The organism is Thioclava sp. ISO4 (assembly GCF_058105145.1).
The window spans coordinates 1,543,712-1,566,274 of the sequence record NZ_CM176571.1; the positions used below are offsets into that span (position 1 = coordinate 1,543,712).

The 22,563-nt window shown below is 64.3% G+C and carries 20 protein-coding genes, 1 tRNA gene and 1 pseudogene; 13 read left to right on the forward strand and 9 right to left on the reverse strand.

Features of this window, described 5'->3' with window-relative positions; genetic code table 11:
• The first annotated feature begins 87 nt into the window (after positions 1–87).
• Positions 88–1,446, forward strand: coding sequence for an MATE family efflux transporter (locus AC2TZ7_RS07780; RefSeq protein WP_489866492.1), 1,359 nt, complete (start codon positions 88–90; stop codon positions 1,444–1,446).
• On the opposite strand, the gene AC2TZ7_RS07785 is transcribed toward AC2TZ7_RS07780, so the two are convergent.
• The 3 genes from AC2TZ7_RS07785 to AC2TZ7_RS07795 all read right to left on the reverse strand — a co-directional run bounded on the left by AC2TZ7_RS07785 (position 1,443) and on the right by AC2TZ7_RS07795 (position 3,903).
• Positions 1,443–2,654, reverse strand: a complete 1,212-nt coding sequence (locus AC2TZ7_RS07785; RefSeq protein WP_078599542.1) for a UbiH/UbiF family hydroxylase — start codon at positions 2,652–2,654, stop codon at positions 1,443–1,445. The two genes, AC2TZ7_RS07780 and AC2TZ7_RS07785, sit on opposite strands and share 4 nt — an antisense overlap.
• Positions 2,655–2,859: 205 nt before the next feature.
• Entirely contained in the window at positions 2,860–3,087 is a 228-nt protein-coding gene (locus AC2TZ7_RS07790) for a hypothetical protein (protein WP_078519775.1), read from the reverse strand.
• Between the two features lie 114 nt (positions 3,088–3,201).
• Positions 3,202–3,903, reverse strand: coding sequence for a pyrimidine 5'-nucleotidase (locus AC2TZ7_RS07795; RefSeq protein ID WP_489866493.1), 702 nt, complete (start codon positions 3,901–3,903; stop codon positions 3,202–3,204).
• 96 nt (positions 3,904–3,999) lie between these two features.
• Here AC2TZ7_RS07795 and AC2TZ7_RS07800 point away from each other — a divergent pair, with 96 nt between their 5' ends.
• Positions 4,000–4,653 carry a GntR family transcriptional regulator gene (locus AC2TZ7_RS07800; protein WP_078519773.1) on the forward strand — a complete coding sequence of 218 codons (654 nt, stop codon included), beginning with the start codon at positions 4,000–4,002 and terminating at the stop codon, positions 4,651–4,653.
• Here AC2TZ7_RS07800 and AC2TZ7_RS07805 read toward each other — a convergent pair whose 3' ends face one another.
• The gene (locus AC2TZ7_RS07805; RefSeq protein WP_489866494.1) at positions 4,654–6,708 is read right to left on the reverse strand and encodes a glycosyltransferase family 2 protein; all 2,055 of its coding nucleotides are present in this window, start codon (positions 6,706–6,708) and stop codon (positions 4,654–4,656) included.
• 105 nt (positions 6,709–6,813) lie between these two features.
• A complete protein-coding gene (gene carA, locus AC2TZ7_RS07810) occupies positions 6,814–7,977 on the reverse strand; it encodes a glutamine-hydrolyzing carbamoyl-phosphate synthase small subunit (RefSeq protein ID WP_489866495.1) in 1,164 nt (387 codons plus the stop codon).
• A 170-nt stretch (positions 7,978–8,147) separates the two neighbouring features.
• Here carA and AC2TZ7_RS07815 point away from each other — a divergent pair, with 170 nt between their 5' ends.
• From AC2TZ7_RS07815 to AC2TZ7_RS07825, 3 genes are all read left to right on the forward strand, one after another.
• Positions 8,148–8,612 (forward strand): GatB/YqeY domain-containing protein, encoded by a 465-nt coding sequence (locus tag AC2TZ7_RS07815; RefSeq protein WP_078519770.1) that lies wholly within the window; start codon positions 8,148–8,150, stop codon positions 8,610–8,612.
• A gap of 82 nt (positions 8,613–8,694) precedes the next feature.
• Positions 8,695–8,880: a DUF3008 family protein gene (locus AC2TZ7_RS07820; protein ID WP_078519769.1), complete on the forward strand. Its 186-nt coding sequence runs from the start codon at positions 8,695–8,697 to the stop codon at positions 8,878–8,880.
• 63 nt (positions 8,881–8,943) lie between these two features.
• Positions 8,944–9,360 carry a hypothetical protein gene (locus AC2TZ7_RS07825; RefSeq protein WP_489866496.1) on the forward strand — a complete coding sequence of 139 codons (417 nt, stop codon included), beginning with the start codon at positions 8,944–8,946 and terminating at the stop codon, positions 9,358–9,360.
• On the opposite strand, the gene AC2TZ7_RS07830 is transcribed toward AC2TZ7_RS07825, so the two are convergent.
• The 4 genes from AC2TZ7_RS07830 to lipB all read right to left on the reverse strand — a co-directional run bounded on the left by AC2TZ7_RS07830 (position 9,361) and on the right by lipB (position 13,221).
• On the reverse strand, positions 9,361–9,897 hold the full coding sequence (locus AC2TZ7_RS07830) for a DUF2244 domain-containing protein (RefSeq protein WP_134331767.1): 537 nt from the start codon (positions 9,895–9,897) through the stop codon (positions 9,361–9,363).
• A gap of 92 nt (positions 9,898–9,989) precedes the next feature.
• Positions 9,990–11,660, reverse strand: coding sequence for a cytochrome c oxidase subunit I (ctaD, locus tag AC2TZ7_RS07835; RefSeq protein ID WP_098410264.1), 1,671 nt, complete (start codon positions 11,658–11,660; stop codon positions 9,990–9,992).
• A 286-nt stretch (positions 11,661–11,946) separates the two neighbouring features.
• Complete coding sequence (locus AC2TZ7_RS07840; protein ID WP_078599890.1) at positions 11,947–12,378, reverse strand: c-type cytochrome; 432 nt, start codon at positions 12,376–12,378, stop codon at positions 11,947–11,949.
• 114 nt (positions 12,379–12,492) lie between these two features.
• The gene (gene lipB, locus AC2TZ7_RS07845; protein WP_489866497.1) at positions 12,493–13,221 is read right to left on the reverse strand and encodes a lipoyl(octanoyl) transferase LipB; all 729 of its coding nucleotides are present in this window, start codon (positions 13,219–13,221) and stop codon (positions 12,493–12,495) included.
• A gap of 146 nt (positions 13,222–13,367) precedes the next feature.
• Here lipB and AC2TZ7_RS07850 point away from each other — a divergent pair, with 146 nt between their 5' ends.
• The 8 genes and pseudogenes from AC2TZ7_RS07850 to AC2TZ7_RS07885 all read left to right on the forward strand — a co-directional run bounded on the left by AC2TZ7_RS07850 (position 13,368) and on the right by AC2TZ7_RS07885 (position 22,562).
• Positions 13,368–15,026, forward strand: a complete 1,659-nt coding sequence (locus AC2TZ7_RS07850) for a peptidoglycan-binding domain-containing protein (protein ID WP_489866498.1) — start codon at positions 13,368–13,370, stop codon at positions 15,024–15,026.
• A 142-nt stretch (positions 15,027–15,168) separates the two neighbouring features.
• Positions 15,169–15,255: transfer RNA gene (locus AC2TZ7_RS07855), tRNA-Leu, on the forward strand.
• 403 nt (positions 15,256–15,658) lie between these two features.
• Positions 15,659–17,902: pseudogene (locus tag AC2TZ7_RS07860) on the forward strand (Hint domain-containing protein); the annotation flags it as partial.
• A gap of 70 nt (positions 17,903–17,972) precedes the next feature.
• Positions 17,973–18,302, forward strand: a complete 330-nt coding sequence (locus AC2TZ7_RS07865) for a Hint domain-containing protein (RefSeq protein ID WP_489866499.1) — start codon at positions 17,973–17,975, stop codon at positions 18,300–18,302.
• Between the two features lie 109 nt (positions 18,303–18,411).
• Positions 18,412–19,512 carry an ABC transporter ATP-binding protein gene (locus tag AC2TZ7_RS07870; RefSeq protein ID WP_078519761.1) on the forward strand — a complete coding sequence of 367 codons (1,101 nt, stop codon included), beginning with the start codon at positions 18,412–18,414 and terminating at the stop codon, positions 19,510–19,512.
• 115 nt (positions 19,513–19,627) lie between these two features.
• Positions 19,628–20,704, forward strand: a complete 1,077-nt coding sequence (locus tag AC2TZ7_RS07875; RefSeq protein ID WP_489866500.1) for an ABC transporter substrate-binding protein — start codon at positions 19,628–19,630, stop codon at positions 20,702–20,704.
• Between the two features lie 68 nt (positions 20,705–20,772).
• Positions 20,773–21,264 carry a YegJ family protein gene (locus AC2TZ7_RS07880; RefSeq protein ID WP_489866501.1) on the forward strand — a complete coding sequence of 164 codons (492 nt, stop codon included), beginning with the start codon at positions 20,773–20,775 and terminating at the stop codon, positions 21,262–21,264.
• A 17-nt stretch (positions 21,265–21,281) separates the two neighbouring features.
• Entirely contained in the window at positions 21,282–22,562 is a 1,281-nt protein-coding gene (locus tag AC2TZ7_RS07885; protein WP_078519758.1) for an ABC transporter permease, read from the forward strand.
• Position 22,563 lies beyond the last annotated feature (1 nt).

Here is a 22,563-nt window from a genome sequence, read left to right on the forward strand (position 1 = left end):
CGCGTCGGGCGGGGCTAGCGCTCGCCCATGACGAGCACCGACCCATCCCAGAGCGCGGCACCGCCGCCTCCGTCGCAAAATCAAGCGATGCCGCTCGCCCGCCATGTGCGGGCGATCTTCACTTTGGGTCTGCCGCTGATCGGCTCCAACCTCGCGCAGATGCTGCTCAACGTGACCGATACGGTGATGGTGGGCTGGTATGGCGTCGAGGCGCTGGCGGCGCTGGTGTTGGGCACCTCCTATTTCTTCTCGATCTTCATGCTGGGCAACGGGATCGCGTTGGCGGTGATGGGGCGCGTTTCGGCGAGTCTGGGTGCGGATGACGAGGTGCAGGCGCGGCGCGACACCCGGATGGGGATCTGGCTGTCGATCCTGTTCGGAGTCGCGATGCTGCCGCTGTTCTGGAATTCCGGCGCGGTGCTGGAGATGCTGGGCCAGAAGCCCGAGATCGCGGCGCTCGCACAGGATTACCTGCGCATCCTCGGCTTCGCCCTCGCGCCCGGTCTCGCAATGATGGTGATCCGTTCGTACCTGTCCGCGCAGGAGCGCACGGCGGTGCTGCTCTGGATCACGTTGGGGGCTGTTCTACTGAACGCGGGCGTCAACTGGATCCTGATCTTCGGCAATTGGGGCGCGCCGGAACTGGGCGTGCGCGGCGCGGCCATCGCCTCGCTGAGCGCGATGGTGCTGAACCTTGTCGCGCAGGCGATCTATGCCGCGCGTGCGCCGGGCCTGACCCATATCCGTCTGTTCCAGCGGTTCTGGCGGCCCGATTGGGAGGCGTTCTGGATCGTCGCGAAAATGGGCCTGCCGGTGGGGCTGACCTCGGTGGCGGAGGGTTCGATGTTTCAGGCCTCGGCGCTGATGATGGGCTGGATCGGTACGATTGAACTCGCCGCGCACGGGATCGCGCTGCAGGTCTCCTCGATCACCTTCATGGTGCATGTCGGCCTGTCGAACGCCGCCACCGTGCGAGCGGGCCGGGCCCATGGGAAGCGTGACCCGCGCCTTCTGCGTGACGGGGCGCGGGTGGTGACAGGGCTCTCCGTGGGCTTCGGTCTGCTGACGGTGGCGGTTTTCGTCTTCGCCGGTCCTTGGCTCACGCGGCTCTTCCTGGACGCGGATAATCCCGCCACCCCGGAGATCGTCCTTTACGGCGTGCGCTTCCTGATGGTCGCGGCGATTTTCCAACTCTTCGACCTGATGCAGGTGATGGCGCTGGGCCTGCTGCGCGGGGTGCAGGACACGCGCGTGCCGATGTGGATGGCGGTGGCGAGCTATTGGCTGATCGGTATCCCGGCCAGCTACTTTCTCGCCTTCACGCTGGATTTCGGCGGCGTCGGGCTTTGGCTCGGCCTCGTGCTTGGCCTCGCTTCGGCGGGGGCGATGATGATGCGGCGGTTCTGGCGCGGGCCGTGGTTGCAGCCGCGCCAGTCAGTCGCTTAACGCACGCCAAGCCCCGCCTTCATCAGCGTCTTACGCACCGGTCCGAGCGAATAGAGCGCGCCCAGAACGCCTGCGCGCAGGTCGCGCAGCGGCTGGGCTTCGACCATCGAGGCGCGGTTGAGCAGGTCGATCCCCACTTCGCGCGCCTTCACCTCCGGCCAGCGGCGGCGGTGATAGGCGTCGAGCATCTTCGCCTCGCCCAGATGCACCGGGTCTTCCTCGGCCAGCTTCAGAAGGCAGGCGAGATCGGCGAGGCTCATGTTCAGCCCCTGCGCACCGATCGGCGGAATGACATGCGCAGCCTCGGCGATCAGGGCCACGCGCTGGCCCGAGAACCGATCCGCGATCTGCGTCATCATCGGCCAGACCGCGCGGCGGGTTTCCAGCTTCAGTGGCCCGAGAAGCCCGGTCGAGCGTTCCATGATCGCCGCTTCGAACTCTTCCGTGGGCAGCGCGGCGAGGCGTTCGGCTTCGGCAGCGCGCTCCATCCAGACGATCGCGGAAGAGGGTTTGCCGTCGCGATCGGGCAGCGGCACCAGCGTGAACGGACCGCCCGAGCGGTGGATCTCGGTCGAGACATTGTCATGCGGGATCGGGTGGGTGACCGCGAAGGCCAGCGCCTTCTGCCCGTAGCGGATCGTCTTGACGCCAAGCCCTGCCGCTTCGCGCACGAAGGAATTGCGGCCATCGGCCCCGATGACGAGACGGGCGCGCACATGGGTGCCGTCGGACAGCGTCACCTCGGCACCGCTTTCGCGCGTGACGAGGCCGGTCGTCGCGACGCCGGGGCGGAAATCTACGAGCGGGTTGTCGGCCAGCGCGGCCACCAGCTCGCGGCGCAGCAGCCAGTTCGGGAAGTTCCAGCCGAAGGGTTCGTCGGACAGGTCGGCCGCGTCGAAATCGCGGGTCAGCCGTGCGGTCGGGCTTTCGCCGCCCGCATCCACGATCCGCATGATCTGCAGCGGCGCGGCATAGGGCAGGAGCCGATCCCAGATCCCCGCAGCCTGCAGCACCTCGCGCGACGGCCGCAGGAACGCGGTCGAGCGCATATCCGCGCCCTCTGCCGCCTCTTCCGTGACCGGCGGCGTGGGATCGACGCAGATCGTGGTGAAGCCCGCCTGCCCGAAGGCCGCGGCTGCGGTCAGACCGGCGACGCCGCCGCCGGAGATCAGGATATCGGTGTCGATGGGTGTGCGGGTCTCGGCCATGGGGCGCCTCTGTCAATGTCCGTGCCACTTTGCCCTCCGGCGCGGGCAGGTGCAATGATCCGCCGCCGGGATGCGACGCGGCGACACAGCGAAACGCAAGCCGGGTGCGTACAGGTCCCCGCAACGCGCGGCGCAAAAAGAAACAGCCCGGATCGCGCGGATCCGGGCCGTGTTCGCCAAGGGCGAGAATTCTTCTAATGCGACGTCAGCCGCCTGCGGTCATCACCACGATGAGGGCGAGCATGATCCAGGTGGCGCCCACGGCCCAGAGGATCAGGCCGCCAAGGCCCATGATCGCGACCATGCCCGCGGCCAGAGCCACGACGACAAGCGCGAGGGTGAACATGAAAGCCGGCGAAATCTGCTTGTGCTCGGTTTCGGAATGATCGGCCACATAGGCCGAAACGCCGGAATCGGCGGTCGTCATGGTCATAATCGATTCTCCCGTTTGCTGTCTCCCTGACAGGCCACCGTGATTTAAAGATGCATCTCGTTTCGATAAAGATGCGGAGCCGTGCCATATTGTCGCAGCGCCGTCACTTTCCCTTCATGCGCGCGTGATTTTGCGCAGGAACCCGGCGAGATCGGCAGTGTGATAGTGGATGTGATCCTCCGGCGCGGGGGCAGGGGCGACATGCACGGTCTTCATCCCGATCGCATGGGGATGGCGCAGGTTGCGGGCGTCGTCTTCGAACATCGCACCGCGGTCGGGCGCGATCCCGGCCTGCGCGAAAACCCGGTCGAAAGCTTCAGCGCGCGGCTTGGGATGGAACTCGGCATGCTCGACGCCATAGACCCCGTCGAAGAGCCCCGTCAGCCCGCGCGCCGCGATCACCCGCGTCGCATAGGGGGCCGAGCCGTTCGTGTAGACGATCTTGCGGCCCGGCAGGGCTTCGATGCCTTCGCGCAGTGCCTCATCCACCACCAGATGGTCGAGCGAAATCTCGTGCACCTCGTGCAGATAGGGGGCCGGGTCCACATCGTGCTCGTGCATCAGACCCGCCAGCGTGGTGCCGTAAAGCTGCCAGTAGTGATTGCGCAGATGGTCGGCCCGCGCGCGATCGACGCCCAGCGAGCGCATCACGAAATCGGTCATCTTCACTTCGATCTGGTCGAAGAGCCGCGCCTCTGGCGGGTAGAGCGTGTTGTCGAGATCGAACACCCAGGCGTCGACATGCGCGAACTCGGCGGCGAGATCGCGGTCGGCAGGGGTGGCGGAGGCGGGGGCAGGCGCGGAGCTGTCTGTCATGGGCTGCAAGCTAGGTCGCGCGGCGCGCAGGTGCAATCTGCTTGTCACCGGGGGCGGCCCGCGCCTAATCTCTGGCAGAACGCGAAAGCAGGTTGCATGCAAAAAGACGCCTACACCCTTATTCTCGACGCCATCGACGAAGGCGTTTACCGCCCCGGGGACCGTTTGGTCGAATCCGAATTGGCGGAGCGGTTCGGAGTGTCACGCACCCCGGTACGCGAGGCGCTGCAACGGCTGGAAACCCAGCAAATGCTGGCCCGCGACGGGCGGTCGTTGATCGTGGCCTCGCTCGATCACAACCAGCTGGCGGAGCTCTATATCGTGCGTGCCGAGCTGGAGGCGCTGGCCGCGCAGCTGGCGGCGAAACATGCGGCGCCCGAAGAGGTCCGCGTGCTGCAGAACATGATCGACGAAGATCGCGGTCAACTCGACGATCCGGAGGCGCTGAGCCGGGCAAATCGCCGGTTCCACCACCAAATTCACCTCGCCTCGCATAATCGTTACCTCGTCCAGCAGCTCGACCTCGTGCACCGCTCGATGGCGCTTCTCGCGACGACCTCGCTTGCGGTGAAGGGACGGGGCGAGGCGGCGCTCGACGAGCATCAGGCGATTGTCGATGCGATCCGCGAGGGCAATGGCGATGCGGCAGCCTCGGCACTGCGCGCCCATATCTCGCGGGCCTTCGAGACGCGCCTCACGCTCGACGCTGCGCATCACGGCACGGCGGGCCATTGGGCCGAGGCGCTCTGATCAGCCGATAAGCGGCGCATGCGCCAGACGCTGCGGTTCCGGGTCCGCCTTGGCCTGTGCGGCTGCGATCTCATCCAGAAGCCCGTGCTGCGCGCTGTCCGGCGCCGTGGCTCCATTGGCATCGAAAATGCCGTGGCTGGTCTTGTCCCAGTAGAAGGGTCGCGCGACCAACTCATACAGCGCCTTCCAGCCTGCCAGCGCGCTCAGCGGATAATAGAAATGCAGCGTCGGCACCCATTTGATCAGATGGCGATGCTCCGCGCTGCGGCAGGCCCAGGCCGAGGTTATGACCGCGATCATCTCGGACAGGATGAAAGTGCTCATGACGAGCGTGAAGACCGGATCGGGCAGGGCGCTCGCGATCGGATGCCACAGGCCGAACAGCGCGAACCAGAAGCTCCACAAGACGGGGGCCAGCACGTATTGCGAGAGCGATCCGAGGATCAGGATCTGCACCCCGATGAAACGTTTCGTTCCGAGATCGCGCCAGAGCTGCACCGGATCGCGCATATGGACCGCCCAGGTCATCGCGTAGCCCTTCAGCCAGCGCGAGCGTTGCTTGACCCAAGGCAGGGCGCGGCAGTTCGCCTCCTCATAGGTGGCGGCCGGGATCAGTTCGGTGCGGTAGCCGTGTCGCGCGAGCCGCACGCCGAGATCGGCATCTTCGGTCACGTTATGCGCGTCCCAACCGCCCAGCTTCTCCAGCGCGTCGCGGCGGAAGAACAGGGTCGTGCCGCCCAGAGGCACGACGAAGCCGAGCCGCGCGAGCCCCGGCAGAAACATCCGGAACCATGTCGCATATTCCACGGTGAAGCAGCGTGCGAGCCAGTTGGTGCGCGGATTGTAATAGTCGAGGATGCCTTGCAGACAGGCGGTCTCGGGTGGGGCGTCGAGAAAGCGTTGGGCGGCGATCTGCAGCTGGTCCGGTTCGGGCGCGTCCTCGGCATCCCAGATCCCGATCACCGATCCCCGGCAGAAGTTCAGCGCGTAGTTCAGCGCGCGTGGCTTGGTCTTGATCGGCCCGTCGGGCACGGTGACCACCCGCATCCAACGCGGCAGATCGGCACCGGAAAGGGCTGCCAGAGTCATCGCGTCGGTCTGCTCGACGACGAGGATCACGTCGAGCAATTCGCGCGGATAGCGCAGCTTTCCGAGCCGTTCGACCAGTCTTGCGGCGATGTCCGTTTCGCGAAAAAGCGGGACCATCATCGAGATGATCGGAAGCCGTCCCTTCGCCGCGCCACGCGCGCAAGGGTCAGGGGCGGGACGACGGCACACCGTGATCTCGCTCGCGAAGGCGGCGAGCTTGAGGGCTATGGAGCCTAGCAGCGTCAGCATCACCCAAGCGAAGAGGACACCGATCAGCAGCGAGGGCGCGAGCCACAGACCAAGGCCCACGACCGCGATAAAAATCGCCGCGATCCGGCTCGCGCGTTGTTCGTTATAGTTGCGGCAACTCTCGGCCGGGTCGACCTTGATCTCGGCGCGGCGGATCAGGGCGGTCTGGCGGCGGGCCAACAAGCTCTCGTGGATGCAGCGTTCGGGAGCCAGCACGAGCCTGTAGGGCGCGTGGCGTGCGGGCAGGGCGTCGCGCAGCGCTTCGAAATCCTCGGGCCGTGCGGTCGCGATGAGGGTTACGCCACCCACGCGCCGCCACGGCACCATCGCATGCCTCAGGCACAGTTCCGCCCCGACAGCGTCGATCAGACGTGGATCGGGCGGGCAGGCCTGCAGATCGACAACCGAAGCCTGCCACTGCTCCGCCAGCGCAGCCATCAGATCGGCTTCGCGCACCCAGCCATTCGCAAGAAGAATGTCACCCAGTCGCACATCCTCGCGTTGCCGCAACGCGAGGGCTTTCAACAGATCGCCCGGATCGATCGCGCCCCGGTCGAGCAGGATCTGTCCCAAGGGAGGGCGCGCGGGGCGGTCGGGCTTAGGGCGCGTCACCGCGCCGGGCGAATTTGCGGCCGGCGCGCGATGCGTATGCTCTGCCGGTTCGGCGATCCCCGCCGGTATCTCGAGAAGCTGTCGCCGCGCGCCGCCCATGCTCATCCTCGCATCTGTCCCGCAGGGCAGCATGCGTGCGCTTGGTTAACGCAGGGTTAACTTTGTCTGAGCGCCGGGAAAGGCGTTGCAGGGGGCGAGTGGCCGGGGCGCTTACGCCTTGCGCGCGCGCATCGCGGTCGCAAAGCGCTCGAACAGGTAGTAGCTGTCCTGCGGGCCCGGGCTCGCCTCGGGGTGATATTGCACTGAAAAGACCGGGCGGTCGGACATGGCGATCCCGCAATTCGAGCCGTCGAAGAGCGACACGTGGGTTTCCGACACGCCCTTGGGCAGGGTCTGGCTGTCGACGGCGAAGCCGTGGTTCATCGAGGTGATCTCGACCTTGCCGGTGGTCAGGTCCTTCACCGGGTGGTTCGCCCCGTGGTGGCCGTGGTTCATCTTGATCGTCTTCGCGCCAAGCGCGAGCGCCAGCATCTGGTGGCCGAGGCAGATGCCGAAGACCGGCAGCTCAGTTTCCAGAACGCCCTTGATCATCGGCACGGCATATTTCCCGGTCGCCGCCGGATCGCCCGGACCGTTCGACAGGAAGACCCCATCGGGCTCGAGAGCTAGCACGTCCTCGGTCGTCGCAGTCGCGGGCAGCACGGTCACGTCGCAGCCGGCCGAAGCGAGGCAGCGCAGGATGTTCCGCTTCGCGCCGTAGTCGATGGCGACCACTTTCAGATCGTTGCCTTCGGCCTTCTTGTAGCCCTCGGGCCAGGCCCACCGCATCTCGTCCCAGCGGTAGCTTTGCGAGCAGGTCACGTCCTTCGCGAGGTCGAGCCCTTCGAGCCCGGACCATTCGCGCGCCTTGCGCACCAGAGCCTCAATGTCGAAGACGCCATCGGGGTTATAGGCGAGCGCGACATGCGGCGCGCCTTGCTGGCGGATTGCGCGGGTCAGGCGGCGGGTGTCGATGCCGCCGATGCCGATCCGGCCGCGCTTCTCGAGCCACTCGACCAGCGTCTCGGCGGCGCGCCAGTTCGACGGCTCGGTCGGGTCCCATTTCACCACCATGCCGGCGGCGACGGGATCGTTCGTCTCGTCATCTTCCGGGTTCACGCCGGTGTTGCCGATATGGGGGAAGGTGAAGGTCACCACCTGACCCGCATAGGACGGGTCGGTCATGATTTCCTGATAGCCGGTCATCGAGGTGTTGAAGACCAGTTCGGCCACTGTCTCGCCCGGGCGGCCGAAGCCCTTCCCGTAAAACAGCGATCCATCAGCGAGCGCGATCAACGCAGTGGGCTTTTCCGATGCGGACTGGCTTGCAGGCATGGCGCGACTCCCCGATGTCAAAATTCGCCGGAACCTAGACGCGCTGAACGCGGGGGTCAAGAGGCCATGAGATAATTGCGAATTGCTTATTTATCAATGACTTGCGGATGTTGTGCGCGTTTCGCAATGCCGCTATTCTGACGCCTTCACTGAAGTAGGGACACGATGTGATGCAAATGCGCGATAAGATCGCCGCCGCGTTGAAAGCGGCGATGAAGGAGAAGGATCAGGAGCGGCTCTCGACGCTGCGGCTGGTCAACGCCGCCATCAAGGACCGCGAGATCGCGATGCGCGCCGAAGGCGAGGGCGAGGGCACTGTCGGCGACGCCGAAGTGCTTGCGATCATGGGAAAGATGGTGAAGCAGCGTCAGGAAAGCGCACGCGCCTATGAAGAGGGCGGTCGGCTGGAGCTGGCCGAGAAGGAACAGGCCGAGATCCGCGTGATCGAGGACTTCCTGCCGCGTCAGCTGAGCGAAGATGAGGTCAATGCCGCTATCGAAGCCGCCATCTCGAAACTCGGCGCGGAGTCGATTCGCGACATGGGGCGCGTGATGGGCGAGCTGAAGGGCCAATATACCGGACAGATGGATTTCTCGAAGGCTGGCCCGATGGTGAAGGATCGTCTCGCCTCCTGATCTGACTTGGGTCTCTTGAGACTGGGAACAGCGCCCCCTTGCGGGGCGTTTTCTTTTTCAGATGGTCCCAGGGAGGCTCGCGATGAAGGCACAATCGAAAGCACAGCAGAAAGCGGCGGGCGCCGCCTTGGCCGCGAAGCGCGGCGAGGCGAAGGTCGGCGATCTTCAGGGCGCGTCGAAGGAAATGTATGACACCATGTCCGAGAGCGAGCTCGACGAGATGGCGAGCACGAAGCGCGAAGACCTGCCCGACAGCAAGGACGACTGAACGCCGCGGCCAGTCAGGGCCGCGTTCGATAGTGCGTAACGAGTGATGTGTTTGGAGGGTTTGATGGGGCGTCTTTCGGGGTTGGCGGTGATTGGGACGGTTGTCGGGCTGGCGGGATGTGTCCCGCAGCCGGGCTTGCAGGATCTGAAGCGGAGCTATCCCGACCGCACCCTCTATCATTTCAATTCCGCTGCCTTGGGTGGCGAGGTGAGCTATCTCTGCGCGCCGGGCAACACGCCGAGGGCCACCAAGGCCCGCGCGCGCAAGGCCCATGCCGCCTATGAGGCCGAAATACAGAGCTACGGCGACAGGTTCGCCGAGACGCTGGTCTCCGCTCTGGAAGCCGGAACCGGGGCGAGTTCCGCCGCGCAAGAGGTCAACCGGGACAGTGACGCCTGGGCGCGCGCGGCGGCGTTGAAGATCGAAGAGCAGTATGAATGCCTGCCCGTGGCCGCGCCGGGGGTTGGCATTTCGAAGTGATCAGGGCGTAATGGGCGCGCGTGCGGCCGCAAGCCGGATCACCAGTTCGCGGTGCAGCTGGCGACGCTCTTCCGGGGTGAGAAACGCGCCGATCTCCACCTCGCGCGGGCCGCCGCGCAGGGTGAGGTAGGCCTCGACCGGCCCGCCCTTGCCGTGCAGATCGGCCTGCACCCAATGCGGATTGGCCGCCCAGTCGCGCGAGGGCTTGCCCGGTTCGTGGCGGATCAGGTGCAGGTCCGGCCCGTTGAAGGTCAGAACCTCGAGTACCTCCCCGGTGCGATAGCTATGCGAGATCGCCCACCAAACGCCCGCGATGGCGAGCGCGATGAAGGGCAGCAGCCCCCACAGCTCCACATGGCCCAGCAGCGACAGCAGCGGCAGGCTGACCATGACCACCGTGGCCGCGATGAAGAAGACGAAGCCTTTGCGCGGCAGGGAGCGATAGGGCCACAGGTGCAGCTGATCGGGCAGGGGCGCAGCCTCGGAGCGGGGCGCCTCCATGGTTTGGCCTTCGGTATCTGTCCAGCGATAGGGCATGATCCGCCCGGTCCTTCCTGCAACGCCTCGCCCTTTTGCAAACGGCCCCGGATCGCTCCGGGGCCGTTCTCGTTATCAGGAGATCTAGATCACTAGTGCGCGTGGGCGTGATCCCAATCCTCGCGCTTCGGGAGCTCCTCGAAAGTGTGCTCCGGCGGCGGGGAGGGCAGGGTCCACTCCAGCGTGTCGGCATACTCGTTCCAGTAGTTGTTCTCGGTGACGCGCTTGCCCTTGAAGAGGGTGTAGAACACGATGCCGATGAAGAACACGAAGCTGGCGAACGAGATGAACGCACCGATCGAGCTGATGTAGTTCCAGGTGGCGAAGGCCTCCGGATAGTCGATGTAGCGGCGCGGCATGCCCTGACGGCCCAGGAAGTGCTGCGGGAAGAAGATCAGGTTCGACCCGATGAACATCATCCAGAAGTGCAGCTTACCGGCCCATTCCGGGTATTGGCGGCCCGACATCTTGCCGATCCAGAAGTAGACGCCCGCGAAGATGGCAAACACCGCCCCCAGCGACATCACATAGTGGAAGTGCGCCACGACGTAATAGGTGTCGTGATAGACCCGGTCGAGCGGCGCCTGCGACAGCACCACGCCGGTCACGCCGCCGATGGTGAACAGGAACAGGAAGCCGATCGCCCAGAGCATCGGCGTCTTGAACTCGATCGAGCCGCCCCACATCGTCGCGATCCAGCTGAACACCTTCACGCCCGTTGGCACCGCGATCACCATTGTCGCCACCATGAAGTAGCTCTGCTGGGTCAGCGACAGGCCCACCGTATACATGTGGTGCGCCCAGACGACGAAGCCCAGCACGCCGATCGCCACCATTGCATAGACCATCGGCAGGTAGCCGAAGACCGGCTTTTTCGAGAAGGTCGCGATGACGTGGCTGATGATGCCGAAGCCCGGCAGGATGATGATGTAGACCTCGGGGTGTCCGAAGAACCACAGAATGTGCTGGTAGAGGATCGGATCGCCGCCACCCGACGGATCGAAGAAGGTGGTGCCGAAGTTACGGTCCATCAGCAGCATCGTGATCGCGCCCGCCAGAACCGGCAGCGACAGAAGGATCAGCCAGGAAGTCACGAAGATCGACCAGGCAAACAGCGGCACTTTGTGCAGCGTCATGCCCGGCGTGCGCATGTTGAGGAAGGTCGTGATCATGTTGATCGCGCCGAGGATCGAGCTGGCGCCCGAGACGTGCACGGCGAAGATCGCGAGATCCATCGAATAGCCGCCCTCGTTCACGGACAAGGGCGGGTAGAGCACCCAGCCCACGCCCGAGCCTGTGCCGCCACCACCACCGGGGGCGAGCAGCGAGGCGATCCCGAGCGAGGTGCCCGCGACATAGAGCCAGTAGCTGAGGTTGTTCATCCGCGGGAAGGCCATGTCCGGCGCGCCGATCTGGAGCGGCATGAAGTAGTTGCCGAAGCCTCCGAACAGCGCCGGAATGACGACGAAGAACATCATCAGCACGCCGTGATAGGTGATCATCACGTTCCAGAGGTGCCCGTCGGGGGTGCATTCCTCGGCCGAAGCGATGAAGCGCGCGCCCTCGGCGCACATGTATTGCACGCCCGGCTCCATCAGCTCGAGGCGCATGTAAACTGTGAACAGGACCGAGATCAGCCCCACCGCGCCTGCGGTGAAGAGATACAAGATCCCGATATCCTTGTGATTGGTCGACATGAACCAACGGGTAAAGAACCCGCGCGAGTCATGTGCGCCCTCGCCGTGAACGGCTGCGTCCGCCATAGTGATCTCCCATTTCTCCCGTCAGACCCGGGTCTCCCGTCCCTTTGGGCCTGAATGAACGGAGGTTATGAATATTTCGATGGCAGGGCAAGAATTCTGCACACGCAGCCGTGAAAAAATGTCGCAGCTCTGTCAGGCGTGAGTGATACGTGATCTCGCGCCCTTGGCAGGCTGTGCGAGCGTCGGGGTGGCGCCGCGCGGGCGTTGCGAATCCGCGACGCTGGCACAAAAAAGCGGACCCCCGAAAAGGGTCCGCCAACGAACGCGTGATGCGTTTATGTCGCGATCAGGACGCGGGCGCGTCGGGCGACACTTCTGCCGAACCGAGGTAAGCGGCGATGTCTGCCTGGTCCTTGCGCTGTTTGTAGGCCATGCCCGATTTCGCCTTGGGATCGCCGGTCTGCTCCTCGAGGAACTTCGACGGATCGGTGATGTATTCGGCGAGCAGCTCTTCGGTCCAGACGGCACCGGTCTCGGCGTATTCCTTGATCCCGTCCTTGTATTTATAGCCATCCACGGATGCGACCTTGCGGCCGATGACGTTGTAGAGGTTCGGGCCGACCTTGCCGCCTTTGTAGATCGCAGTGCCATCGGGGGCGACGATCGAGTGACAGGCCTTGCACCGCTTGAATTCGTTTTTGCCTTTCTCGACGTCCTGCGCAAGCGCGGGGCTCGCAACGGTGACGGCGGTGATCATGGCAATAAGGCTGAGTTTCATCGCGTCTTCCTTGTTCATTTTGAGACGAAGCTCGGGCCCTCCCGACCCGGCTTTCACAGGGCAGTCACGCTGCCTTGAAGGGCGTTCTAACATGCATGATTACCTATGTGTCCACTAAACTTCTGAGGTCGCATTTAGTTTACTCACAAAAATGCGACAGAATGTCGCACGTAGCGCCAGGTCGAGATCCGCCATTTCGACCGGCAGGCCGAGATCGACGAGGCTCGTCACCCCGTGATCGCGAATCCCGCACGGGACGATTCCCTCGAAATGCGACAGATCGGGCTCCACGTTGATCGAGATGCCGTGGAAGCTGACCCATTTGCGCAGCTTGACCCCGATCGCGGCGATCTTGTCCTCGCGCAGGCTACCATCCGCCGCTGTCGGTTTGTCGGGGCGCTGGACCCAGACGCCGACGCGACCGTCGCGAATCTCGCCCTTCACGTTGAACTCGTCGAGCGCGGCGATCACCCAGTCCTCGAGCTGGCGCACGAAGCAGCGCACGTCGCGCCCGCGCTTGTTCAGATCGAGCATCACATAGGCGACGCGCTGGCCGGGGCCGTGATAGGTGTATTGACCGCCGCGCCCGGCCTCGAAGACGGGAAAACGGTCGGGATCGACGAGATCCTCGCGCTTCGCCGAGGTTCCGGCCGTGTAGAGCGGCGGATGTTCGAGAAGCCAGATCATCTCCTCGGCCTCGCCCGCGGCGATCTTGGCCACGCGGTCCTCCATAAAGGCCAGCGCCTCATGATAGGGGACCGGGCTGTCACTTACGCGCCATTCGACCATTTTTAACCTCACCCGCCGGAAAACCTTACCCAGCGTCAATATTCCTTGCCACATCACCGATTCGGGGCACAAACTTGACCTATTGGTAAGGTCGCGCACCCCCCGCGCCGGTCCCATTCCGACCGGTCCTGTCGTGCAGAAACATGGAATTTGCGGGGCAACAGGCAAGACCGGAAGTTATTTGATTGGAGGGTTCAGGGATGAAACACAAGTTCGTTCTGGCGGGTCTCGCGCTCGCCGTCGCTACGGGTGGACCGGCAGGGCCGGCGCTGGCGGGCGGCTCGGATATCGTGGGCGGGGTGATCGGAGGGATCATCGGCGGCGCGATCGTGAACGAGGCCAACCGCCAGCCGCGCACGGTCACCAAGCGCACCTATTACAAGAAGCCGACCATGTCGTCGGCGCAGCGCGAGGCCAATCGCGAAGTGCAGGTCTCGCTCAACCACTTCGGCTGGAATGTCGGCACGCCGGACGGGGTGCTGGGGCGCAACTCGCGCGCGGGCATCTCGCAATATCAGGCCTTCATGGATTTCCCGATCACGGGTGAGCTGACCGATATTCAGCGCACCATCCTGACCACATCCTATCAGAAGGCGAGCTTGGGTGGTGCTGCGGTTACGCAGACGATCTCGACCCATCCGCAGGGGATGCGCGGGCTGCTGATGCAGACGCGCGATCAGATGCTGGGCACGGGGAGTGACGCCTATGCGGGCAACTCGATCGGTGGCTTGCCGCCGCAAATCTCCGAGGCCGTGTTCGAGATCGCGCGCAGCTCCAACGTGGAGCCGCAGCAGCTGATGGCGCGGTCTGGCTTCGTGCAGCTGGCCGATCTCAATAATGACGGGCGCACCGATTATCTGCTCGACACGTCGGTTCTGGGGCCGGGCTTCTGGTGCAACGACAAGAGCTGCGCAGTGCGGGTCTTCGCCTCGACGCCGAGTGGTTTCTCGCGCAACGACTTCCAAGCCTATAACGCGACGCCTGCGATGTTCACCTGTCAGGCGGGGGCGTGCCAGAAGACCGATACGGGTGCCCAGAGCAACGCGCCGGTGACGGCTGCAGCGCCTGCTCCGGCGCCAGCCGCGCCGTCCTTCGCGACGCAGATGGCCTCGCTGCCGGCGCCCGCGATGCCGTCCTTCGTGGCGCCCGCGCCGGTTACGGAACCGGTGCCGGTGTCGCTTGCGTCTTTCTGCGCCAAGACCAGCCTCGTCACCTCGTCCAATGGCGGCTTCGCCACCGAGTCCTCGCTGACCGATCCGGGGCAGGCCCTGGGCGAGCAGTTCTGCCTCGCACGCGGCTATGCGCTGGACGAGGGCGCGGAGCTGGAAGCCAATATCGGGGGCTTCACGCCCGAGCAGATCGCCGCGCAATGCCGCGATTTCGGCGCGCTTCTCTCCGAGCAGGTAGCCGCCGTTGGCACCACTCCGCGCGAGGCGACGCTTGCCAAGGTGAAAAGCTTCATCGACGGCTCGGGGATGAGCCCGGCGCAGCTATCGGGTACCGCGAAGGTCTGCCTGTCGGTCGGCTACCGCACCGACGACATGAATGTGGCGCTGGGCTCGGCGTTGGTTCTGGGCGGTCTGGGCGAGGGTGCCTATGACGAATTGGTCGGCCATCACCTGATGCAGGGAATCGGCACGGCCGAGCGCGCCGATCTCGCGATGGGCTGGTATGAGAACGCGCTTTCGGCGCAGCCGGTCTTCGCGCCCGCGCAGCCCGAGCGCAGCGGTCTGATCCGCAAGGCGGCCCTGATGATGAACGGTCGCGCCGACGCCGCCACCGCGCCGAAGCCCGCGATGGCGCTGCCGAGCTTTGCGGCGAAGGCGGCGGAGCTCGTGGAAACCGCGGCACCTCAATAATCTATCGCTCGCGCAGGCCGGGACCGCCCGGCCTGTCGCAACGGCAAGAGCGCGAATGCGAAAAATTCTCGCCAATCCCGAAATACCCCCTTTTCATCCCCCAAGCCTTTGGCTAATACGCGCCACACCAAGCCTAGACAGTGCGGTCGTGGCGGAATTGGTAGACGCGCAGCGTTGAGGTCGCTGTGGGGTAACTCCCGTGGAAGTTCGAGTCTTCTCGACCGCACCATTTCTCTCCTGAAGAGAAATCTGACAGACCCGAGGCGGGTATTCCCCCAGATCGAGAATCTCACGTCGCAGCGTAGATGCGCGCGCGAGTCTGCGCGTCCCATGCTTTGACGGTTTCCAGTGCAGGTCAGAGTTCAGCGGCAGCGTCCGGCCTCGCACCTTGGCAGCCCGACACCGCGGTCGCGCCGGGCTGAACTCCTACAGATTTATCTCAAATCGCGTGAACTCTCGCGCGTGCGTTAACCCTGCCTTGGGAGATGCGCGCGATGATCGCCCCTGGGTGAAGCCGTATTGGGGGCTGATCGGGCGACCGAGCGATGGCGAGTTACGTCTTTCATGGGTATTTCAGGTCGGATTTCCTGATCGAGGGTGGCGGATCGACCGTCGTCACCGGCAGCCGTCTCATGATCGACCCGAGCTGGGACGTCGATACCAGCGGGCGCATCTTCACCTTCACCGACGATGACGCGAACCTCTCGGGCGACAATTTCAACAACGAGGTCGGCAACGACGGCACGCAAACGATCTCGGTGACCGATGCCGCTGGCACGCCTATCGCCTCCGGGCAGGGCTATATCGAGACCGCGTTCACGTTGCTCGCCCCGGACGGCACGACGATCACCGTCTATATTCTCGAGATCGGCGGAACGATCGTCGGCGAGGTTGCCGATCAACCGTTGCAGCCCGGTGTCACCTATGAGGTCACATCCGTCAGCGACGTCTCGACCGGTCCGGCCTATACCGAGCTCTTCAACGCAACCTACGACCCCGACGACGCCAACGCGATTCAGGGCGGCAGTCTGGATGACTCGCTTCAAGGGGGCGCGTCGAGCGATCTGATAGACGGCGGGGCCGGGGCCGACACGATCGATGGTGGCTCGGGCGACGACACGATTAACTACGGCGCCGGCGGCAGCACGCAGGCAGAGGGCGATCTGGTCTATGGTGGCGATGGCAACGATCTTATCGATGACGTCCCGGGCACCTCCTTCGACTATGATGACACGCTCGACGGCGGGGCCGGGAGCGATACGATCTGGGCCGGGGGCGGTGCGGATTCCGTCCTTGGCGGGGCCGATGACGACGTGCTCCATGGCGAGGCCGGGGACGATACGGTCCTTGGGGGCGCGGGGAGTGACGCGCTTTACGGCGATGATGGCAATGACTCGCTTCTGGGCGAAGCTGGCGCCGATACGATCTTCGGCGGCTCAGGGGATGATACGCTCTCGGGCGGGGACGGGGCCGATCACCTCACGGGCGAGTGGGGCAGTGATCTTATCTACGGCGATGCCGATGCCGATACGTTCTACCTGAGCGACGGCTGGGGCAGCGATACGGTCTTCGGTGGCGAGACGGTCACCACGGGCAGCGATTTCGACTTGCTCAACTTCACCTATTACACGGCAAGCGGCGTGGCCGTCACCTTCTCCGGATCAGAGAGCGGCACGGCCAGCGCAGGCGGAAACACGGCGAGCTTCAGTGAAATCGAAGGGGTCGTCGGGTCGCAGCAGGGCGACGTGATCGACGCCACCAATGACGCCAGCGGCGTCTCGATAGACGGTGGTGGCGGCGCCGACACGATCACCGGCGGATCGGGCGCGGACACGCTTTCGGGCGGCGACGGCAACGACACGATCTGGGCGCTGGGCGGCGACGACCTGATCTCGGGCGGGGCGGGCGACGATACGCTACAGGGCGTGGGCGGCAGCGATACGCTCACCGGCGGCGCAGGGGCTGACGAGCTGCATGGCGGCGACGACGCCGATACCTTCCTGCTTTATGCCGGGGACGGGGCCGAGACGATCTTCGGCGGTGAAGGCGGCACCGATTGGGACGTGATCGAGCTAGGTCCGGGCGGGGCCACCGTCACCTGGACCGGCTGGGAGACGGGCGCGATCAGCTATGACGGCGGCACGACCGTCACCTATTTCTGGGAGGTCGAGGAGGTTCGCGGCTCCGCCGATGCGGAGAGCTTCGACGCCTCTGCCGCCGCGAATGCCGTCTCGATCGGGGCGGGCGACGGCGCCGATACGCTGACCGGCTCGGCACAGGGCGACACGCTCGATGCGGGCGCGGGCAGCGATGTGATCGATGGCGGCGCGGGGGGCGACACGATCACAACCGGGCTTAGCGCCGATACGCTCAGCTTTGGCGATGGCGACGGGCAGGACATCGTCACCGATTTCGATCTGACGGATGACGGGACGGGCTTCACACTCGATCAGCTCGATGTCTCTGACCTGACCGACGGTAGCGGCAATCCGGTCAATGCCTGGGATGTCGCGGTCAGCGACGATGGCGCGGGCAATGCGGTCCTCAGCTTTCCCAATGGTGAGAGTCTGACGCTGACCGGTATCGCGCCCGCGCAGGTGGCAGGGGCGCCGCAGCTCTACGCGATGGGCATCCCCTGTTTCACCGAAGGCACGCGGCTTGCGACGCCGCGCGGGCCGCGCCGGGTCGAAACCCTGAAACCGGGCGATCTGGTCACGACGCTGGATGATGCGCCGCAGCCGGTGCTGTGGCATGCGCGTCGCCGGTTTGGCGCGGCGGCGCTGTCCGCCGATCTGCGGCTTTGCCCGGTGCGACTGCGGCCCGGCGCCTTCGGCAATCGCGAGGCGCTGGTCCTCTCCGGGCAACATTGCGTCTGGGTGCCGGAGGGGCGAGGCGCCCTCGCGCGCGCGCCACTTAGCGGCAACGGGATGGGGCGGGGCGCGGGTGATGCGGGGCTGCCGGGAGGTGACCTATCACCACCTGCTGCTGCCGCGTCATGCGTTGGTCAATGCCGAGGGCGCCTGGGTCGAAAGTTTCTGGCCCGGACCGCAGGCGCTGCGCGCGCTGACCCCCTCAGATCTGACCGATCTGCTGCACGCCCATCCCGCCTTGGCGAAGGTCCATTTTCTCGGCGCGTCACCCGAGGCGATCTACGGTCCGCGCGTCCGGTCGGTGCTGACGTCACGGCAACTTGATCGCCTCAAATGCAAGTCGTGGTCGCTCCTTGCGCGACAAGTGACGGAAAACGGCAATTTTTCAGGCGAAATGGTGCTGTGATGGGGCGGTGACGTGGGTTTTTGATTTCCGGGTTGAAAAACGCAAATGCCCTTGCTTTAGTCACATGCACGGGAATTGACCAACGACAAAAAACAACGGGGAGCCCGCTTTGAACAACGCAGCTAGCGACGATGGATTCGTCGTATTCGACCGCGTGCAGAAGAGCTATGACGGCGAAACGCTCGTCGTGAAGGATCTCAATCTCTCGATCGGTAAGGGCGAGTTTCTGACGATGCTCGGACCGTCCGGTTCAGGGAAAACCACCTGCCTGATGATGCTTGCAGGTTTCGAAACCGCCACCAACGGTGAGATCCGCCTCGACGGCCAGAACATCAACATGGTGCCTCCGCACAAGCGCGGCATCGGGATGGTGTTCCAGAACTATGCACTCTTTCCACATATGACCGTGGGCGAGAACCTCGCCTTCCCGCTCGAAGTGCGGGGCATGGGCAAGGATGAACGCGAAACCAAGGTAAAGCGCGCACTGGACATGGTGCAGATGGGGAGCTTCATCCATCGCCGTCCGGCGCAGCTTTCGGGCGGTCAGCAACAGCGGATCGCACTGGCCCGCGCGCTGGTCTTCGACCCCGAGCTGGTCCTGATGGACGAACCGCTCGGCGCGCTCGACAAACAGCTTCGCGAACATATGCAGTTCGAGATCAAGCACCTGCACGAAAGCCTCGGGATCACCGTGGTCTATGTGACCCACGATCAGGGTGAGGCGCTGACCATGTCGGACCGCGTGGCCGTGTTCAACGACGGCCGCATTCAGCAACTCGCGCCGCCGGACGAGCTTTATGAACGTCCGCAGAACAGCTTCGTCGCGCAGTTCATCGGCGAGAACAACAAGCTTCCGGGCCGGGTCGAGACGCTGAATGGCGACACCTGCACGGTGCGTCTGGAAACCGGCGAGATCATCGACGCGACGGCGGTGAACATCCGCGAGGCGGGGCAGGAGACGCTGGTCTCCATCCGTCCCGAGCGGGTCGAATTCAAGCCCGAGATGATGCCTTCGGGCGCCCATACGATCAACGCCGACGTGCTCGAAGTGATCTATATGGGGGACATCCTGCGCACCCGTATGAAGGTTGCCGGGTCGCCGGAATTCGTCATGAAATCGCGCAATACGCTCGATCAGGTGCGACTGACGGAAGGCCAGACGGTCAAGATCGGCTGGCACCCGCAAGACGCACGCGCGCTCGATCTCTAAAGAATGCGGAACGTGCGGCCCAAGCTCCGCACGCTCCGAACTGCCGCAAAAAGCGGCCAAGCGGCGAAAACGTCGCGAAACCACAAAAGCTCAACCAACTGGGAGTAAGACCAAGATGAAAAAAGCAATGATCCTGAGCACCGCGCTCGTCGGCCTCGTGGCCGGTGCGGCGCAGGCCGAGGAAGTCACTGTCCTTTCCTGGGGCGGCGCTTACGAGAAAAGCCAGGTCGAAGCCTATAACAAGCCCTTCGCGGAAGCGACCGGCATCGACGTGAACATGGAAGCCGCCGACAACCCGGCGACCCCGATCAAGGCACAGGTCGAGGCGAACAACGTGTCGGTCGACGTGGCCGATGTTGAGAAATCCGACGCGATCCGTCTGTGCGACGAAGGTCTGCTCGAGCCGATCAACCCCGACACCGATCTGGCCGCGTCGCCCGACGGCACCCCGGCGAGCGAAGACTTCATCAATGGCTCCTTCACCGATTGCGGTGTGGCGAACATCGTGTGGTCGACCGTGATGTCCTATAATTCGGACAAAGTTGACGGTGAGCCGACCTCGATCGCCGATTTCTTCGACACCGCGAAGTACCCGGGCAAGCGCGGTCTGCGTAAGTCGGCCAAGGGCACGCTGGAATTCGCGCTGATGGGCGCAGGCGTTCCGGCTGCGGACGTCTATAAAGTACTCGGCACCCCCGAGGGCGTCGACAAGGCCTTCGCCGAGCTCGACAAGATCAAGGGCGACGTCGTTTGGTGGGATGCCGGTGCGCAGCCGCCGCAGCTCCTCGCCGATGGGGAAGTCGTGATGTCGACCGCCTATAACGGCCGTATCTTCAACGCCGAAGTCGCCGAGGGTCAGCCCTTCAAGATCGTCTGGGACGGTCAGCTGATGGACTTCGACTTCTTCGTGATCCCGAAGGGCGCGCCCCATATGGAAGCCGCGAAGAAATATCTGAAGTTCGCGACCGAGACCCAGCAGCTCGCCAACCAGGCGAAGTGGATCTCCTACGGTCCGGCACGTAAGTCCTCGGCTCCGATGGTCGGTATGTATCAGGACGGCAAAACCGAGATGGGTCCGCATATGCCCACCGCGGAAAACAACATGAAGAACGCCCTGGTCAACGACTCGGAGTTCTGGGCTGACCACGACACCGAACTGAGCGAGCGCTTCAACGCTTGGCTCGCTGGCTAAAGCCACAAGGGCCGCGCGGCATTTCCATGTCGCGCGGCTCGACCTGTTCGATGTCAGGAGCCCCGCGGATGTCAGCTTTCCGGTCGTCACTGGCCTGTTTGTGCATCGGTCTTTGCCTGTCGTTGCCCGCTGCCTTGCACGCTCAGGCGCAAGACGATGCGGTCGTCGGCTACGAGACCGGCGATACGAAGATGAACACGGCGATCGGCCAAGCCCGCGCGACCTATGAAAGCGTCTTCATTCCTGCGGTGCGCGCCCGGTCTGGCTCGCAATTCATGCTCAAGGCGGGGATCGAGACGCCCGCCAATGGCCTCGAACATATCTGGATCGCGCCGATTTCGATCTCCGCGCAGAAAATCACCGGCACGTTGATGAACGAGCCCGTGCATTTCAAAGCGCATGCCGGAGACGAGATTACCTTCGCGCCGAACCAGATTTCCGACTGGAGCTTTCGCCGCGATGGCAAGCTTCACGGCAACTATACGACGCGGGTGATGCTGCCCGATATTCCCGCCGAGCAAGCCGCGAATTTGCGCGCGCAGCTCGCCCCGCTGCCCTGAGGGGCCAAGGAGACACGATGAGCGACGCAACGATGGATGCGAGCCTGAACGGCCCCGAACCAACACAGTTGAAGACCGCCGACGGGCTGCCGCTGAAGGCCGCCCTCGCGAAATCTCAACTCCGCGCAAAACGCCGCGCCTTCCTTCTGGTCGCGCCGCTTTTCCTCTTCGTTCTGATTACCTTCGTCGTTCCGATCGGGCAGATGCTGCTGCAATCGGTCTATAATGACGGGTTCTCGAAGAACGCGCCGGCGCTGGGGCAATGGTTCAACGAACACCCTCTGGGCTCGCCGATCGATGAGAGCGCCTATACCGCGCTCGCCTCGGACCTCAAGCAGATGAAGGAAAACCGCACGCAGGGCGAGGCGGGCACCCGGATCAACTATGACGTGGCGGGCACGCGCTCGCTGTTCACCTCGACCGCACGCAAGATCGAACGTCTCGAGCCGCCGTGGAAAGAGTCGATCCTCGGCGTGAACGAGGGGTGGAGCGACCCGAACCTGTGGCGTGCGATGCGCTCGGCGTCGAGCCCCTACACGGTGGATTTCTACCTCGCCGCGACCGACCACACCCGCGACAAGGACAACAATATCGTGCCCGTCGATCCGCAGCGCGCGATCTACGGCAAGCTGTTCATCCGCACCGCGATCCTGTCGCTGGTGATTACCGTGCTCTGCATGTTCCTCGCCTTCCCGATCGCGCATCTGCTGGCCTCGCTGCCACTGGCGAAATCGAACCTTCTGATGATCTTCGTGCTGCTGCCCTTCTGGACCTCGCTGCTGGTGCGGACGACCTCGTGGATGGTGCTGTTGCAGCAGCAGGGTGTGATCAACGATCTGCTCGTCTGGTCGGGTCTGATCGGCAACGATAACCGGCTGGAGATGATGTATAACCAGACCGGCACGATCGTGGCGATGACACATATCCTGCTGCCCTTCATGGTGCTGCCGCTCTATTCGGTGATGCGGACCATCCCGCCGAGCTATGTCCGCGCAGCGCGCAGCCTTGGCGCGACCTCGTGGACCGCCTTCCGCCGCATCTACCTGCCGCAGACGCTGCCGGGGATCGGGGCAGGGGCGCTCTTGGTGTTCATCCTCTCGGTCGGCTACTACATCACCCCCGCCCTTGTCGGTGGTGCAGACGGTCAGCTGATCTCGAACATGATCGCCTTCCACATGCAGAAATCGCTCAACTGGTCGCTTGCTGCGGCATTGGCCTCGATGCTGCTGGGCGGCGTCATCATCCTCTACTGGCTCTATGACCGGCTGGTGGGCATCGACAACATGAAGCTGGGCTGAG

Bases quoted from the DNA above. Each gene is read 5' to 3' on its own strand.
- AC2TZ7_RS07805 (WP_489866494.1), bottom strand. From the start codon at position 6,708: ATGAGCATGGGCGGCGCGCGGCGACAGCTTCTCGAGATACCGGCGGGG.
- AC2TZ7_RS07840 (WP_078599890.1), bottom strand. From the start codon at position 12,378: ATGAAACTCAGCCTTATTGCCATGATCACCGCCGTCACCGTTGCGAGC.
- AC2TZ7_RS07865 (WP_489866499.1), top strand. From the start codon at position 17,973: ATGCGGGGCTGCCGGGAGGTGACCTATCACCACCTGCTGCTGCCGCGT.
- AC2TZ7_RS07830 (WP_134331767.1), bottom strand. From the start codon at position 9,897: ATGCCCTATCGCTGGACAGATACCGAAGGCCAAACCATGGAGGCGCCC.
- AC2TZ7_RS07785 (WP_078599542.1), bottom strand. From the start codon at position 2,654: ATGGCCGAGACCCGCACACCCATCGACACCGATATCCTGATCTCCGGC.
- AC2TZ7_RS07815 (WP_078519770.1), top strand. From the start codon at position 8,148: ATGCAAATGCGCGATAAGATCGCCGCCGCGTTGAAAGCGGCGATGAAG.
- AC2TZ7_RS07800 (WP_078519773.1), top strand. From the start codon at position 4,000: ATGCAAAAAGACGCCTACACCCTTATTCTCGACGCCATCGACGAAGGC.
- AC2TZ7_RS07880 (WP_489866501.1), top strand. From the start codon at position 20,773: ATGTCAGCTTTCCGGTCGTCACTGGCCTGTTTGTGCATCGGTCTTTGC.
- AC2TZ7_RS07820 (WP_078519769.1), top strand. From the start codon at position 8,695: ATGAAGGCACAATCGAAAGCACAGCAGAAAGCGGCGGGCGCCGCCTTG.
- AC2TZ7_RS07885 (WP_078519758.1), top strand. From the start codon at position 21,282: ATGAGCGACGCAACGATGGATGCGAGCCTGAACGGCCCCGAACCAACA.
- AC2TZ7_RS07790 (WP_078519775.1), bottom strand. From the start codon at position 3,087: ATGACCATGACGACCGCCGATTCCGGCGTTTCGGCCTATGTGGCCGAT.
- AC2TZ7_RS07825 (WP_489866496.1), top strand. From the start codon at position 8,944: ATGGGGCGTCTTTCGGGGTTGGCGGTGATTGGGACGGTTGTCGGGCTG.
- AC2TZ7_RS07780 (WP_489866492.1), top strand. From the start codon at position 88: ATGCCGCTCGCCCGCCATGTGCGGGCGATCTTCACTTTGGGTCTGCCG.
- AC2TZ7_RS07875 (WP_489866500.1), top strand. From the start codon at position 19,628: ATGAAAAAAGCAATGATCCTGAGCACCGCGCTCGTCGGCCTCGTGGCC.
- ctaD (WP_098410264.1), bottom strand. From the start codon at position 11,660: ATGGCGGACGCAGCCGTTCACGGCGAGGGCGCACATGACTCGCGCGGG.
- AC2TZ7_RS07850 (WP_489866498.1), top strand. From the start codon at position 13,368: ATGAAACACAAGTTCGTTCTGGCGGGTCTCGCGCTCGCCGTCGCTACG.
- lipB (WP_489866497.1), bottom strand. From the start codon at position 13,221: ATGTGGCAAGGAATATTGACGCTGGGTAAGGTTTTCCGGCGGGTGAGG.
- carA (WP_489866495.1), bottom strand. From the start codon at position 7,977: ATGCCTGCAAGCCAGTCCGCATCGGAAAAGCCCACTGCGTTGATCGCG.
- AC2TZ7_RS07795 (WP_489866493.1), bottom strand. From the start codon at position 3,903: ATGACAGACAGCTCCGCGCCTGCCCCCGCCTCCGCCACCCCTGCCGAC.